Origin of the sequence: Agrobacterium sp. ICMP 6402 (assembly GCF_009498615.1) — a bacterium.
Classification (GTDB): domain Bacteria; phylum Pseudomonadota; class Alphaproteobacteria; order Rhizobiales; family Rhizobiaceae; genus Agrobacterium; species Agrobacterium burrii.
Genome location: NZ_QSNV01000003.1, coordinates 107,067 through 122,386 on the forward strand (window position 1 = coordinate 107,067; position 15,320 = coordinate 122,386).

Sequence of the window (15,320 nt, forward strand, 5' to 3'; positions counted from 1 at the left end):
TCACTGCCCCAATCGTTCGAGAAGTGCGGGAACGTGAACCTGATCGGCCTTGTAGTTGCCGGTCAGCATATACATCATGATGTTGACGCCGGAGCGGAAGGCGTGTTCGCGCTGCATCTCGTCCGGTGGGACGGTCGGCAGAACCGGTGCGCCCTGCGGATCGACGGCCCATGCGCCGGCGAAATCATTGCCTGTTATCATGATCGGCGTCACGCCATCGCCGGAAGAGGAGAGGCCCGACGTGGTCTTGGCGGCTCCCTGACGGGATTCGACCCAGAGTGGCGAACCGTTGTAGCGGCCGGGGAAATTGGTGAGCAGGTAGAAGGACCGCGTCAGGACGTGGTCTTCCGGCACAGGTTCCAAGGGCGGAATATCGATATTGGCGAGGATCGCCTGCAGACGTTCGCCATTTGGGCTGGTCGCGCCGGTATCGAGCGAGGTGAATTGGTCACGCGTGTCGAACAGCACGGTGCCGCCGGCGCGCATATAGGCGTCGATGCGTGAAATCGCAGCGCTTGACGGCATGGGCGCAGAGGCCGAAACCGGCCAGTAGATGATGGGGTAGAAGGACAATTCGTCCTTGGAGATGTCGAGGCCGACCGGTTGACCGGGTTCCAGCGTCGTGCGCCAGGTCAGGAATTCGCTCAATCCCTGCAAACCCTGTTCGGAAATGCGGTCGACATCATCCTCCCCGGTGCGGACATAGGCGAGGTGGGTGGTGTCCAGCCGCTCGAAAATCTGCTCGTCGCCGGGTTTGGGGTCGTCGGCGCGCGCGTCACTCGGCGACATCGCGGCAAAGGCGCCGAGCGCCAGAAGCACGGTGGCGACTGTGGCGCTGCGGGCTTTCGGCAGGCGTGCGAAGGCGCCGTTCATGAACAATACGATCAGGCTGTCGGCGATCAGCATCAGGAAGGCGGCGATGAAGAGGGCGGGTCGCAGTGATTTCGCGGTTTCGCCAATCAACGCTTCGCTTGACGTGTTGATGCCGGCGACCGATGCATCGAGCGAGCGCAGCGTCGCACCTGCGGCTAAAAGATTGAGAGCCACGAAACCATCCTCTGTGCCGTAAAGGCCGGGGGGATTGTCGAAACCGGTGCGGGGGGGCTGGCCGGCTGGCATTTCCAGCGGCCGGGCAGTGCCGATTTCGGCGGACAGAGCGCCTTCGGCCGTCAAGAGGCGGAACGGGGGCAGGGCTGCGGCTGGGGCATTGGCGGAGGCCGAAGCGCCGCCCGCTTTCGACAATTGCACGATACGGCGCAGCATATCGACGAAATGGCCTGAGATAGGCAGGTCGGACCAGCTTGCCTCGGCGCTGACATGGAACAGCACGATGCGGCCCGCCTGAACGTTGCGGGTGGTGACGAGCGGCGTGCCATCGGCAAGGCTTGCCCAGGTGCGCTCGGCAAGGTCCGGTGTCGGCTCGGCCAGAACCTGACGTTTGACGAGGATGCCATCGGCCTTCGGCATGCCGGCGAAAGCGCCGAAATTCGGGAAATCGGCAAGCGGTTGCGGCTCGGCCCAGGAGAGCGCGCCGCCGAGCGCGCGTTCGCCCTGCCGCAGCGTGACCGGCACCAGCGGATCGTCCGCAGGCGCTGCGGCAAGGCGTGGCCCGGCGAAACGGATCAGCGTGCCGCCGCCGGAAAGCCAGCGCTGCATCGGCTCATAGGTTTCCTGCGGCAGGCGGCCAATATCGGCCATGACGATGACGGATGGGTTGGATTGCAGGATTTCCGGGATTGCCTGCGCCAGATCGGCCTGCCGCTGCGGGATGAGATCGGCAAAAGGCTGAAGCGCGCGGCTGATGTAATAAAGCGGCTGCAGCAGCGGCTGGAAATCATTGCCGGTTTCGCCGGCCAGCAGCGCGACGCGGCGGCGGCGGAAACCATCATCCAGCAGATGTACCGCGCCAGCCGTCGAAACCCCTTCGATGGAGAGACGGGCGAAATCGTTGCGAAGTTCGAATGGCGCTTCCACCGTCGCCGTCGTTTCCGCTTCGCCGGGGGCGAAAGCGGCGGTACCGTTGGCGAGAATGCGGCCCTGACTGTCCTGCGCATTGACGGTGAGGCTTTCGGCTTCCGCTGTGTCCAGCCGCGAAAGGGTGACGCTCATGGCATCGGCATTGTTGGTGGCGTCGGTAATAGCGGCGATGGCCTTGCCGTCGCCCTTCACGATGCGGAATTCGGCGGGCGAGAGGCTGGCAAGTGTTCGCATCGCGTTTTCATCCTGCGCGGTTTGAACACCATCGGCAATATAAGCGAGCGTGCCCGGGGCAGCACCATTCAGCGCTTCGGTGATGGCTTCGGCCGTGCGCACGCGGTCTGGCACCAACGGTTTCGGCTTGGCGGCGGCGAGCTTGTCCAGCGCCACGGCCGTCGTTCCCGGCACGGCGTCGTGTTCGGCATCGGCGGTGAAGCTGATGGAGACCGGGCGGTCGGCCCGTTCCGCATCACTGATCAGGGCTTGAGCGGTGGCCACGCGTCTTTCCCAGTCGGGTGCGGAGGCCCAGCCATTATCGACCACCAGCACCAGCGGGCCGCTGCCGGCGATGCTGTTGTTGCGCGGGTTCACCACCGGATCGGCCAGCGCGAAAATCACGGCGGCGGCGAGCGCCATACGCAACAAGGTCAGCCACCACGGGCTTTTAGAGGGCGTTTCCTCGCGTTTCAGCACCGTTGCCAGAATTTTCAGCGGCGGGAAGACTTCCACCTTGGGGCGCGGCGGGGTTAGCCGCAGCAGCCACCAGATGGCGGGCAGTGCCAGAAGACCGAAAAGAATGTAGGGGCTGGTAAACACGAAAGGCAATGCGCTCATCGGTTGCCACCACCTTGCGCGGGCGCGCCGGACAAATACATGTGCATGGCGACCAGCGCCTCGGAGGCGAGATGATCGGTGCGGTGGAACACGAAATTCCAGCCCAGACGGCGCAGCGACGATGACAGCGCCTCGCGCCTTGCGAGATAGGCGCGGGTATAATCCTCGCGAATGGTTTCGGCACGGCCGGAGACGAGTTTTTCGCCGGTCTCGGGGTCGCTGAATTCGGTGCGGCCTGAATAGGGGAAGGTTTCTTCGGCCGGATCGGCGATTTCCACCACATGGCCGCGCAGTCCGCGTCGCGCGAGCGGCGAAATCCGCTCCATCACGTTTTTCGCATCATCGAGAAAATCGCCGATGAGCACGATGTCGCTTGCGCCGCGGATCATGCCTGTTTCCGGCATGCCCGATGTAAGCGGCGCATGCATGAGGGCGGTGGCCAGACGTTCGGCGGCGTTTCTGGCTGAGATCGGCTCCATGATGCCGGGGCAGCCGATGCGTTCGCCCGAGCGTGCGAGGATTTCCGCCAGCGCCAGCATCAGCACCAATGCGCGGCTTTCCTTGGAAACGGAGCCGAGGGTGGATTTGAACATCATCGACGGCGACATGTCGGCCCAGAGCCAGATGGTGTGGGCTGCCTCCCATTCCCGGTCACGCACATAGGTATGGTCGTCGCGGGCCGAGCGCCGCCAGTCGATGCGCGACAGGCTTTCGCCTTCGGCATAGGGGCGGAACTGCCAGAAATTCTCGCCGATGCCGCGCTTGCGGCGGCCGTGCCAGCCGGCGGTGACGGTGTTGGCGATGCGCTTTGCCTCGACCATGCAGTCCGGCACCAGTGCGGCACGCTGGCGCGCGCGCGCCAGAACTTCGCTACCCGGCGTCTTGTCTACGATCTGGCCGATGGATGCCACAGGCACTCCTTTCGCGAAAGGTTAGGCACGCGTCTTTTTAGTTCTTTGCCTGCTCCACGAGGGCTGCGATGATATCGCGCACCGACATGCCTTCGGCGCGGGCCGCAAAGGTAAGCGCCATGCGGTGTTCCAGCACCGGCTCGGCCAGCGCGTAGACATCATCCAGCGACGGGGCGAGCCTGCCTTCGTAAAGCGCACGGGCGCGGGCCGTCAGCATCAGCGACTGGCCGGCGCGGGGACCCGGCCCCCAAACAACGTGTTTGTCGGTCAATTTGTTGCCATGGCCGGGGCGGGCGGAACGAACGAGCGACAGGATCGCGTCCACCACCTTGTCGCTGACCGGCATCTGGCGAATGAGGGTCTGGATTTCAATCAGGCGTTCTGCCTCGATCACGCCACGCGCTTCGCCGGAGGCGGTGCCTGTGGTGTCGAGCAGGATCTGGCGTTCGGCGGCAAGCTCGGGATAACCGACATCCACCTGCAGGAGGAAACGGTCGAGCTGGGCTTCGGGCAGCGGATAGGTGCCTTCCTGTTCCAGCGGGTTCTGGGTGGCGAGAACATGGAACGGCTTCGGCAGCTCATAGGTCTGGCCGGCCATGGTGATGTGATATTCCTGCATGGCCTGCAAAAGTGCGGACTGCGTGCGCGGGCTGGCGCGGTTGATTTCATCGGCCATCAGCAGCTGGCCGAAAATCGGACCCTTGATGAAACGGAAGGAACGGCGGCCGTTTTCGTCCTGATCCATCACTTCGGAACCGAGAATATCCGATGGCATCAGGTCCGGCGTGAACTGGATGCGGTTGGCGTCGAGACCAAGAACCGTGCCGAGCGTGGTGACGAGCTTGGTCTTGGCAAGGCCGGGAACGCCGACGAGCAGCGCGTGGCCGCCGGAGAGAATGGCGAGAAGCGTGTTCTGCACCACTTTTTCCTGGCCGAAGATGACCTTGGAGACTTCCGCACGGATGGCGGCGATGTCCGAAAGCGCCTTTTCGGCCGAAGCGACGATGGCTTTTTCGTCGAGGGTTTCGCCGGTATTCATCACGCCCATGTCGCTCTCCTCAAACCTTCGCCGCCGAGCCTATATCGCCCTGCTTACAGCTTATTGCTCTCTTGGCCGCTGACAAGCGCCATTCGAATGACTATGTCGTGACTTAGTATTTCCTTATCGGCAAAGCGAGACTCGAATATGGCAGCGGAGACGATAAATTCGGCTGATGATGCGGCGGGGCTGGCGGCGATGATTTCCCGCGCCTCCGAGCAGACCGGCGACGCCAAACGCGGGCCGGCCCCGGTGGAACGCTGGAATCCACCCTTTTGCGGCGATCTCGACATGGAAATCCGCGCCGATGGCACATGGTTCTACCTCGGCACGCCCATCGGCAGGGCGCCGCTGGTACGGCTGTTTTCCACGGTTCTGCGCAAGGATGAAGACGGCAAGACCTACCTCGTAACTCCTGTGGAAAAAGTCGGCATCCGCGTGGTGGATGCGCCTTTCGTCGCCGTGGAAATGAAGGTGACGACGGGAGAGGCGGATGGCGAACCGCTGCTGACCTTCCGCACCAATGTCGGCGACGTGGTGGAGGCGGGGCCGGAGCACCCTCTGCGCTTTGAGGTTTTCGGTGAGAACCGCGAATTGAAACCCTATCTTCTGGTGCGTGGCCGGCTGGAGGCTCTCGTCTCGCGGGCGGTGATGTATGATCTCGTGGCGCTGGGCGAGGTGATCGACGTGGATGGCGTTGACATGTTCGCCGTGCGCTCGGGCGGGATGATTTTTCCGGTCATGCCCGCCAAGGAACTGGAACGGCTTTCGCAATGAATTTGACGACTGACTTCAAGACTTTTACCGCAGCCGATTTCCGCCGCCGGATTTTGCAGGAAGGCGAGGGCGTGGCCGAGCGGGAAAATGGCGACCATATCCTCAATCCGGGCGTGGTGCTGTCTGGCAACGGCATCCGGCTGAAGGACGCCGCCGTGCTGATACCGGTTATCGACGATGGCAACGATGCGCGGGTGATCTTCACCCAGCGCACGGCAACCCTGCGCCAGCATTCCGGCCAGATTTCCTTTCCTGGCGGCGGCATCGATGCCGAGGACCGCACGCCGGAAGAAGCGGCGCTGCGCGAGACCGAAGAGGAGATCGGCCTGTCGCGTTCTTTCGTGGAAACGGTCGGACGGCTGCCGGATTATATTTCCGGGACGGGTTTTCGCATCAAGCCGGTGCTGTCAGTCGTCCGCCCCGGCTTTGATTTGACGCTTAATCCCACTGAGGTGGATGAGGTTTTCGAGGTGCCGCTGTCCTTTCTGATGGACCCGGCCAACCACGGGCGCGGCAGCCGCATCTTTCAGGGGAAGGAGCGGTTTTTCTACGAAATGCCCTATGGCGAGCGCTACATTTGGGGCATTACGGCGGGCATCGTGCGGACGATTTACGAGAGGTTTTATACATGAATAGCCTTGCCGGGCAGGACTGGTTCGAAAAACCGGCGCTGAAGCGCATCTTTACGCTTTTGAATGCCGATGGCGGCGAGGTGCGGATCGTCGGCGGCGCAGTGCGCAATGCGCTGATGGACCTGCCGGTCGTCGATGTCGATATGGCAACGACGCTTACCCCCGATGTGGTGGTTGCGCGGGCGAAGGCGGCGGGCATAAAGACGGTGCCAACCGGCATCGAGCACGGCACGGTGACGCTGGTGATCGATGGCGAGGGTTTTGAGGTGACGACGCTGCGCCGCGATGTCGAGACCAATGGCCGCCATGCGCAGGTGGCTTTCGGCACCGACTGGCAGACCGATGCCGAGCGGCGAGACCTCACCATCAACGCCCTTTATGCCAACGAAAAGGGTGAGATCATCGACCTTATCGATGGCCTTCCCGATGTGGAAACCGGCACGGTGCGCTTCATCGGTGATGCGGCGATGCGGATTGCGGAAGATTACCTTCGTATCCTGCGGTTTTTCCGCTTTTTTGCCCATTATGGTTCAGGTCGGCCCGATGCCGACGGTTTGCGTGCCAGCGCGCGGGCCAAGGACAAGCTTGGGACGCTTTCGGCCGAGCGGGTGTGGAGCGAGCTGAAAAAACTGCTTTCCGCGCGGGATCCTTCCCGTGCCCTGCTGTGGATGCGGCAATCCGGTGTTCTGACGGAAATTCTTCCCGAAACGGAAAAATGGGGCATTGATGCCATTCACGGGCTGGTGGCGACGGAGCAGTCCCTCGGCTGGGCTGTGGACCCGATGCTGCGGCTTGTCGCCATCGTGCCGCCCGACAAGGACAGGTTGGCGGCACTTGCGACGCGGCTTAGGCTTTCGAAGGCTGAGGCGGGATATCTGGCTAGTTGGGCTTCCGCCCCGGTGATCGACCCTGAAATGAAGGAGACGGCGCTTGACCGGCTGCTTTATCGCCAGGGTGTCGAGGGTGTGAGGACGCGGCTGAAGCTCGCGCTTGCCTCGGCCCGCGCCGACCTTTCGGCGGGTGGTGCGGCGATGCAGAAAGTGGCGCGTCTTTCGACGCTGCTGACGAGAGCGGAAAAATTCAAAAAACCGGGATTTCCGTTAAGCGGCGCGGATGTGATGGCCGCCGGCGTCGAGGCTGGCCCGAAGGTGGGCGAGGTGCTGAAAAGCCTCGAGGAAAAGTGGATCGACGTCAATTTCTCGCTGGACCGGGCAGCGCTGACCGCCCGGCTGAAAACCATGCTGGAGAATTGAGACCGCAGCGATGACGGCGGTTCGGCTTAAGCCGCATTTGCCTCGTCGCGGATGCGGGCCTTGATGTTGTCGATCATATTTTCGCGGATCGTGGTTTCGCCATGGGCCGAGCGCATATGTTCCACCGTGCGGCGGACAACTTCGGCGTCGTCATCGGCGCGTGTATGCCAGGCACAGCCGGGCACGAGCGTTCCACATTCAAACAGTCTCATTGGTTTTACCTCCCTGTTTCGAGTGAGGGACAGCATTGAAAGAACATGCTGTCCCTCTGCCAAGAAACGAACGGTCGCCGCTTATGTTCCAGAGCGGCACCCTTCGACCCTGTTCGGGTCTCTATTCTGGTCCTTATTCTGGCCCCTATTCTGGCATTGCCCAGCACTGGAAAACAGAGGATGTGCTTGCTGCCGGAATTTTTGTACGAGGCATTTCGTCATTGGCCGCCCGCCGTGCCGTGGTTTGTCCGGCAAGGGTGCGCTTTACCTGTTCGACATAAAAGGAATGCGGCAATTCGCGATCGCCCGTGGCACGCATTTCCGCTGCCAGGCGGTCGATCAATTCGGGGGTATCGATGGAATGCTGCGCTTCCTCGGGGGAAGCAGAAATAGGCATGCTGTTCGAAGTAATCATGACGATAGCTCCTCCAGTACGTCTGCGGGAGGAGACTACCACTGCCTTTATTTTTCCATAAGTCCTAATTTGCGCTATTTGCGACAAATTGGCTGATGAGCGTCAAATTTGCGTGAGGTTTTTTAAGGCCAGCGCACCACCGGCGGCAGAGACGACAGGATCGATTCGACATTGCCGCCGGTCTTCAGGCCGAAGATGGTGCCGCGGTCGTAAAGCAGGTTGAATTCCACATAACGGCCGCGGCGGATAAGCTGCTCGTCGCGGTCCTCTTCCGTCCAGGGTTGATTGAAATTGGCACGAACGATTTTCGGATAGACCAGATTGAAGGCGCGGCCGACATCCTGCACGAAGGCGAAATTGGCGTCCCAGCCACCCTTCTCTTCGTCCGGATGCAGCCAGTCGAAAAAGATGCCGCCGATACCCCGGGCTTCATTGCGATGCTTCAGGAAGAAGTAGTCGTCGCACCAGCTTTTGTAGCGCGGATAATCGGCGACCGGGTGGCGTTTGCAGGTGATTTCGAAGGCGCGGTGGAATAGCTGGGTATCTGCGTCCTCCTGCGTCCGTCTGCGGCCCAGTACGGGTGTCAGATCCGCACCGCCGCCGAACCAGTGGCTGGTGGTGACGACCATGCGGGTGTTCATGTGCACGGCCGGGACATTGGGATTGACCGGATGGGCGATCAGCGAAATGCCCGAGGCCCAGAAGCGCGGGTCTTCTTCCGCACCCGGTATTTGCTGGCGGAATTCCGGCGAGAACTCGCCATAGACGGTGGAAGTGTGCACGCCGACCTTTTCGAAGACGCGGCCTTCCATCATCGACATCCTGCCGCCGCCGCCTTCGCCATTGTCGCGCAGCCAGTCCTTCTGCACGAAGCGACCGGGCTCCTGATCCGACAGGGGGCCGGTCAGGTCGTTTTCGAGCGTTTCGAAGGAGGTGACGATGGTGTCGCGCAGATGCTGGAACCAGGCTTGGGCAACGGCCTTCTTGTCTTCGATGTCCTCGGGCAAGCCCTTCGGCAAGATTGGCCGTTCCATGCATAGTCTCCTTAGAGCATTTCCAGGAAAAGCGGCATCGCTTTTCCGTCAGGACAATGCGTAAAAATAAAGAGCTAGAGCGTTTTCGCGATTCGAAGAAAAGCGGAAACGCTCTAGGTGAAGTCGATTCTCCGTCGCGTCTAGCAGGTGCCGGCTTCATGCACAAATTCGACTCGCCAAGTTCACATGCGGACACTATCTTTATCGATGTAGGTGCCAGAGGTGAATATCATGACGAAATTTGCCGGACCGCCGCCCCTTGACGGGCTGAAGCGCAGGATTGCCAATCACCGCAGGGAACGCGAAAGCGCCGGCGGTGAACAAAAACGTGACGGCATGTTCGTGCGGCAGACCTTCTGTCTTGAGCGTGAAGAGGCCCGCGCCAAGGCGCGCGAATGGTTCGACAGCTTTCCCAAGGCCGCCTATTGGACTGAAGTGGAAAGCTGGCGGCAGCTTGAAGGCGACCGCATCGAATTCACCATGCGGCGTTTGCCCTCGGCCGATTGAACTTTAGAAATGCTCAGGCGCGCGGCTCGGCGTAACGCAGGCGGCTTTCGATCAGCACGCCGCTTTCATCCAGAATGGGGTGGGCCACCGTTACGATATGAGCGTTGATGCGCTTCAGATCCCGCAGCATGTCGAGGTGCAGGGAGCTGGTCTGCATGCTTTCCGCCAACCCGTCGCGCAGCCGCTCCAGATGGCGATTGGAGGACTGTTTCTCGAGGCGGCGGATGTCCACCTTGCTTTCCATCAGCCGGCGGGCGAGATCGAAATCGCCGGTGACCAGAATGCTCTGGGCAGCGCGCAGGTTCTCGATGGTCATGTCGAACAGGGTCTTCAACTCCTCATAACCGTCATCGGAAAACTTGAAGCTGTTCAGCACTTTCTTGCGGATCTGCTCGCAGATGCCTTTTTCGATGATATCGCCGATATGTTCGAGATTGATCGCATAATCGATGATGGCGATCGAACGGCGGGCTTCCTCGTCGGAAAGCCCCCTGCGCCCCAATTGCGAAAGATAGACCTTCACCTCCTGCTGACGGCGATCCACTTTGGTTTCGAGGAGCGAAACTTCCTGAAGCGGTGCGAGATCATTGTGCTTGAAGGCGTTTTCGGCGCGGATCAGCATGCGCTCTATGCTGTCACCGACGCTCAGGACCTCGCGGGTGGCGTTGGCAAGCGCGACGACCGGCATATCAAGCGCCTGCTGGTCGAGGAAATTCGGGCCATCCTCAGCCTTCGGATCGCCCGGCACCAGCTTTGCCATCAGGTCGGATATGAGCCCGGAGAAAGGCCAGGCGACGGCTGCCAGAATGACATTGAAGATGAGGTGGGCATCGACCGGCAACTTGGCGGGCGAAAGCGGCAATTGCTGCAAATACGTTGCGCCGTAAGAGGCGAGCGGCATGGCGATGAGGCAGCCGATGGTGCGCACCACAAGGTTGCCGATGGTGATGCGTCGCGCAGAGGCGGGGCCGGAGAGTGTGGCGATGACGGGCGGAATGGCGCCGCCGAGATTGGCGCCGAGAATGAGAACAATGATGAGGCCGGCCGACAGCGTGCCAGTGGCGGCCAGCGACAGGATCAGCACCACGACGGCGAGGCTGGAAGAGGAAACGAAGGCAAGAACGGCGGAAAAGATCAGCGCGACGGGCCATGCGCCATCCAGCAGGCCGATGAAGACGCCGAGTGCCGGCGAAGCGCGCATCGGCTCGGTGGCGCCGCTCAAAAGATGCAGCGACAGAAGCATGAGGCCGATGCCGATAACCGCCGTTCCGCCGCCCTGTCTGGCGTTGGAGCTGCCTTTTTTGAGAATGATGCCGGAAAGGATCAGAAGCGGCGACAGCCATTCCACGCCGGCCGCCACAATCCAGGCGGTGACGGCAGTGCCGACATTGGCGCCAAGCAGCACCACCTGCGCCATGCGCGGTTTGATGAGGTCACGTTCGGCGAAGGAGGCGACGGTGAGTGCCGTTGCCGTCGAGCTTTGAAGTGCGACGGTGGCGAAGAAGCCGGAAAAGAACGAGCGCGGGCCGTTCTGGGTGCCGGTGGCCAGCACGCTTCTGAGTTTCATGCCGAAAGCGCGGGTGACGCCGTCCTTGACCTGCGCCAAGCCGAAAAGCAGCAGCGCGACCGCGCCGAGAAGGTTGACGATGACAATGGTGGATTGCATGCGACGTCTCCTCACACCCGCCGGCGGATTGTCCCGGCGAGGGCGATTTTTAATTGCCCGGCTAATCAGTATAGGAGCGTAAACGCCTTCGGTACAGGCCGGGTTGCGACAGTTTCGCGGTAAAATTGGTCAATCTTTATGTTTGCCTGCAAAAATGGCTACAAAGATGGCAGGTCAGGCCCATGCCGTCTGGCGCAGGGCCTCGCCGGTGATCATTGCCGCCGACATGGCGACGTTGATGGAGCGTTGTCCGGCCACCATGGGGATGATGATTCGCTCATCGGCCTTGTCATGCACGTGGTCTGGCACGCCGGCACTTTCCCGGCCAAAGAGCAGGATATCATCGGTGCGGTAGCTGATGTCAGTATAGGGCAGGGCGGCCTTGGTGGAGGCGAGAACAAGGCGGCGGCCAGTGGTTACCCGCCATTCCTCGAAGCGCTCCCAGCTGACATGGCGCATCAGCGCCGCCGCGGCAATATAATCCATGCCAGCGCGTTTCAGATTGCGGTCGGAAATATCGAAGCCGGCCGGCTCGATGATATCGACCCCGAGGCCAAGGCAGGCGGCCAATCGCAGAATGGTGCCGGTATTGCCGGGAATATCGGGCTGATAAAGAGCTATTCTGATTTCGGGCCTGATTTCGGGCATGGTCTTCTCATTGCGGTTGGCGTGCCTGCCCGATTATCACGAGCGGGGGGCGGGCAACAGATGCGGCACAAAAAGTCTCTTTTCCGGTGCCGTTGCCGGGCGGATATTCATTCGCGTGACACACAGGGCGGCTACCCATTCATCAGCACATCGTCAGGCCTGCCCGCAACAGCGGACGTGGCCGTCACGATACTTTTCGAGCCGGATTTTCTGCACGCAACAACAGGAGGACGCCATGTCCGAACGGGTGAATTTTGTCCATCTGACCGATCTGCATATCGGCAATCCTCAGGTGCAGGATGATGATCTTTATTCCGAGACCTCAGCCACGTTGTCCGCCACGCTCACGCAGATCAAGGCGCTGGTGCCGCCGCCGGAATTCATCGTCGTCAGCGGTGATCTGACCAACCGGGGCGATGCCGGCAGCTATGAAGAACTCAAGCGCCTGATGGCTGAGGCGGAACTGGATGTGCCGGTGCTTTTCGCTCTTGGCAATCATGACCGTCGCGACGGTTTTTATCCCGTGATGCTCGGCCGCAATGAAGATCTGGATGCGCCCTACGACCATTCGCAGGTGATTTCGGATATCCATGTCATCGTCATGGATACCAGCGTTCCCGGCAAGGTCGGCGGCGCTTTCGAGCCCGGCCAGATTGAATGGCTCGAGGAGGAACTCGAAAACCATCCCGATCTGCCGAAGCTTCTGGTGATGCACCATGCGCCGGCGCTCGATTTCGACCGTCCCGACGCAGAGTGGGAATCCTTGTCCTTCGACGATACCGAGGCGCTGGACGAAGTGTTGTTCGAACACGACGTCATGGGCATTCTGGCGGGCCATATCCATTATGATCGCATGTCGCACTGGCAGGGTATTCCCGTTGTCGTCGGCATCGGCCAGCATTTCGCTACCGACCCGTTGTGGCTGCATGAGGGTGTGCGCATGCTGTCCGGTGCATCTTTCGCCATCGGCACGGTGCGGGATACCGGTCTGACCGTCACCTTCGCGCCGCAGCCCAGCGATCGCCGGGAACTCAAGCGTCATACGCAGGCCGGCATGGTTGAGCTTGTTACGGAATATGAGAGCGGGCAGGCGCAGGACGCAGCTGAATAAGACGACATATCCAGGTTGATGATGGGCGGAAACCTTTGCGGGTAAATCCGCCCATTTTGTTATGTTCGACACAATCGGAAGTTTTCTGGCGTATCCAGTATCTTTCCGACTGGTCATTGATTATTTTTTGCGCTACAAGGCCACATCTTCAACACCAGCTAGGGAGGTTCTCATGGATATTGACATTCGCTTTCGCCTCCCGGCCCCAGTAGTGCCGCTGCTGGCTTAGGTGTTACTCCGCGGTTTGACCGCGTTTCCCATTTCTCGATTCGTCATGTGGCTGTCACGGCCATATCCAAAGACTTTTCCGTTCCGTCGTGAGCCATATTTGCGTTTGCTCACCTTTCGATGGGGCGATTGATTGCCGGAGCTTGGCCTATGTTTGGCTGGTTTGAAAAACGCCTCGATCCTTTTCCTTCTTCGACGCCCGATGTGCCGCCGAAGACGCTGTTGCCGTTCCTGTGGCATTATGTGAAGCCCGCCTGGCCGTGGCTGCTGCTGCTTGGCCTGATGTCCATGGGCATCGCCATTGCGGAAGCCATGCTCTACAAATTCCTCGGCAGTATCGTTGACTGGCTTTCCACGGCCGATCGCGCGACGTTTTTTGCCGATGAGGGCTGGCATCTGATCGTCATGGCCGGGCTGGTGCTCTTCCTGCTGCCGTTGATGGGTGCGATCCACACCATGACGATGCACCAGACGCTGGCCGGCAATTTCGGCATGATCGCGCGCTGGAAGATGCATCGTTTCCTGCTGCGTCACTCCATGAACTTCTTCGCCAACGAATTTGCGGGCCGGGTTTCGACCAAGGTGATGCAGACGGCACTGGCGATCCGCGAAGTGGCGCTGAAGGTGATCGATGTTTTCGTCTACGCCATCAGCTTCGTCGTTTCGATGCTGTTCATGGTGGCGGCGGCCGACTGGCGGCTGGTCATTCCGCTTCTGGCATGGCTCGGCATCTATATGGGTATCCTTGCCTATTTCGTGCCGAAACTTGGCCGGCTGGCGCAGGAACAGGCCGATGCGCGCTCGCTGATGACGGGGCGGATCGTCGACAGTTACACCAACATCTCGACGATCAAGCTGTTTTCCCATGCGGGGCGCGAGGAGCGATATGCGCGTGAGGGCATGAACGTGTTTCTCGGCACCGTTCACCGCCAGATGCGCAAGATTTCCGCCTTCAACATCCTGATCGACCTCAATAATGCGGTGGTGCTGTTTTCCACGGCCTCGCTTGGTCTTTATTTCTGGATGCAGGGTTCGGTGACGGCCGGCTCGGTCGCCATCGCCATCAGCCTTGCCATGCGCGTCAACGGCATGTCGCAGTGGATCATGTGGGAAGTCACGTCGCTGTTTGAAAATATCGGCACGGTCTATGACGGCATGTCGATGATGACGAAGCCGCATGATATCGTCGATGCTCCGAAGGCGCCGCAGCTTGCGGCACCGCAGGGCGCCATCCGTTATGATAACGTCCGCTTCCACTACGGCAAGAACAAGGGTGTGATCGACGGGCTGACGCTCGATATCAAGCCGGGCGAGAAGGTTGGTCTCGTCGGTCGCTCAGGCGCTGGCAAGACGACGCTGATGAACCTGCTTTTGCGCTTCTATGATCTGGAAGCGGGCAGGATCACCATCGACGGGCAGGACATCTCCAAGGTGTCGCAGGACAGCCTGCGCGAGCTGATCGGTGTGGTGACGCAGGATACGTCGCTGCTGCACCGCTCGATCCGCGACAACATCGCCTATGGCCATCCCGAGGCCACCGACGAGCAGGTGATCGCGGCGGCAAAGCGGGCAAACGCCTGGGACTTCGTGGAAACGCTTGTCGATATGCATGGCCGGCAGGGCCTCGATGCGCAGGTGGGCGAACGCGGCGTAAAACTCTCCGGCGGCCAGCGCCAGCGTATCGCGATCGCCCGTGTCTTCCTCAAGAACGCGCCGATCCTGGTGTTGGACGAGGCGACCTCGGCACTCGACTCCGAAGTTGAGGCGGCGATCCAGGAGAACCTGTTCTCGCTGATGGAAGGCAAGACGGTGATTGCGATTGCCCACCGCCTCTCGACGCTGACGGAAATGGACCGGCTCATCATCCTCGACAAGGGCCAGATCGTCGAGGCGGGCAGCCATGCGGAACTGGCGGCGATGGGCGGCATCTATGCCGATCTGTGGCGGCGTCAGTCCGGCGGCTTCATCGCCGACCATGACGCGGAAGTGGCCGCGGAATAAAAAAGGCATAGGGGCGGGGAACACTCCCCGCCCTTTTTCATTTCCCGAACGTTACCGAAATATAATCTCTTCCCC

At 60.8% G+C, this 15,320-nt stretch carries 14 protein-coding genes; 6 read left to right on the forward strand and 8 right to left on the reverse strand.

Annotation, left to right across the window (positions count from 1 at the left end; translation table 11 throughout):
* Genes DXT96_RS11695 through DXT96_RS11705 form a run of 3 tightly spaced genes read right to left on the reverse strand, consistent with a single transcriptional unit; the run spans position 1 to position 4,770 of the window.
* Positions 1–2,811, reverse strand: a complete 2,811-nt coding sequence (locus DXT96_RS11695; RefSeq protein WP_153514959.1) for a DUF4159 domain-containing protein — start codon at positions 2,809–2,811, stop codon at positions 1–3.
* Entirely contained in the window at positions 2,808–3,722 is a 915-nt protein-coding gene (locus DXT96_RS11700) for a DUF58 domain-containing protein (RefSeq protein ID WP_371418846.1), read from the reverse strand. The genes DXT96_RS11695 and DXT96_RS11700 overlap by 4 nt, the downstream gene beginning before the upstream one ends.
* Positions 3,723–3,759: 37 nt before the next feature.
* On the reverse strand, positions 3,760–4,770 hold the full coding sequence (locus DXT96_RS11705) for a MoxR family ATPase (protein WP_153514960.1): 1,011 nt from the start codon (positions 4,768–4,770) through the stop codon (positions 3,760–3,762).
* A 138-nt stretch (positions 4,771–4,908) separates the two neighbouring features.
* Here DXT96_RS11705 and DXT96_RS11710 point away from each other — a divergent pair, with 138 nt between their 5' ends.
* From DXT96_RS11710 to DXT96_RS11720, 3 genes are read left to right on the forward strand one after another with little or no spacing between them, the layout of a single operon-like run.
* Positions 4,909–5,538: a DUF1285 domain-containing protein gene (locus DXT96_RS11710; protein ID WP_153514961.1), complete on the forward strand. Its 630-nt coding sequence runs from the start codon at positions 4,909–4,911 to the stop codon at positions 5,536–5,538.
* Positions 5,535–6,170, forward strand: a complete 636-nt coding sequence (locus tag DXT96_RS11715; protein ID WP_149900027.1) for a CoA pyrophosphatase — start codon at positions 5,535–5,537, stop codon at positions 6,168–6,170. The genes DXT96_RS11710 and DXT96_RS11715 overlap by 4 nt, the downstream gene beginning before the upstream one ends.
* Positions 6,167–7,423, forward strand: a complete 1,257-nt coding sequence (locus DXT96_RS11720; RefSeq protein WP_153514962.1) for a CCA tRNA nucleotidyltransferase — start codon at positions 6,167–6,169, stop codon at positions 7,421–7,423. Before DXT96_RS11715 ends, DXT96_RS11720 begins: the two co-directional genes overlap by 4 nt.
* Positions 7,424–7,449: 26 nt before the next feature.
* Here DXT96_RS11720 and DXT96_RS11725 read toward each other — a convergent pair whose 3' ends face one another.
* The 3 genes from DXT96_RS11725 to hemF all read right to left on the reverse strand — a co-directional run bounded on the left by DXT96_RS11725 (position 7,450) and on the right by hemF (position 9,084).
* Complete coding sequence (locus tag DXT96_RS11725) at positions 7,450–7,635, reverse strand: DUF1059 domain-containing protein (RefSeq protein ID WP_046797940.1); 186 nt, start codon at positions 7,633–7,635, stop codon at positions 7,450–7,452.
* Between the two features lie 145 nt (positions 7,636–7,780).
* On the reverse strand, positions 7,781–8,050 hold the full coding sequence (locus tag DXT96_RS11730) for a hypothetical protein (protein WP_153514963.1): 270 nt from the start codon (positions 8,048–8,050) through the stop codon (positions 7,781–7,783).
* Between the two features lie 122 nt (positions 8,051–8,172).
* Positions 8,173–9,084, reverse strand: a complete 912-nt coding sequence (gene hemF / locus DXT96_RS11735) for an oxygen-dependent coproporphyrinogen oxidase (protein ID WP_153514964.1) — start codon at positions 9,082–9,084, stop codon at positions 8,173–8,175.
* Between the two features lie 231 nt (positions 9,085–9,315).
* Between hemF and DXT96_RS11740 the strand changes: the two genes are divergently transcribed.
* The gene (locus DXT96_RS11740; RefSeq protein WP_149900030.1) at positions 9,316–9,591 is read left to right on the forward strand and encodes a hypothetical protein; all 276 of its coding nucleotides are present in this window, start codon (positions 9,316–9,318) and stop codon (positions 9,589–9,591) included.
* 13 nt (positions 9,592–9,604) lie between these two features.
* Here the strand turns inward: DXT96_RS11740 and DXT96_RS11745 are convergent, their stop codons facing one another.
* Together DXT96_RS11745 and DXT96_RS11750 are read right to left on the reverse strand one after the other, a co-directional pair.
* A complete protein-coding gene (locus DXT96_RS11745) occupies positions 9,605–11,257 on the reverse strand; it encodes a Na/Pi cotransporter family protein (protein WP_149900031.1) in 1,653 nt (550 codons plus the stop codon).
* Positions 11,258–11,431: 174 nt separating this feature from the next.
* Positions 11,432–11,905: a tRNA (cytidine(34)-2'-O)-methyltransferase gene (locus tag DXT96_RS11750; RefSeq protein ID WP_153514965.1), complete on the reverse strand. Its 474-nt coding sequence runs from the start codon at positions 11,903–11,905 to the stop codon at positions 11,432–11,434.
* Positions 11,906–12,140: 235 nt separating this feature from the next.
* On the opposite strand from DXT96_RS11750, the gene DXT96_RS11755 reads away from it, so the two are divergent.
* Positions 12,141–13,016, forward strand: coding sequence for a phosphodiesterase (locus DXT96_RS11755; protein WP_149900033.1), 876 nt, complete (start codon positions 12,141–12,143; stop codon positions 13,014–13,016).
* A gap of 378 nt (positions 13,017–13,394) precedes the next feature.
* The gene (locus DXT96_RS11760) at positions 13,395–15,245 is read left to right on the forward strand and encodes an ABC transporter ATP-binding protein (protein ID WP_149900034.1); all 1,851 of its coding nucleotides are present in this window, start codon (positions 13,395–13,397) and stop codon (positions 15,243–15,245) included.
* The last annotated feature ends 75 nt before the right edge of the window (positions 15,246–15,320 follow it).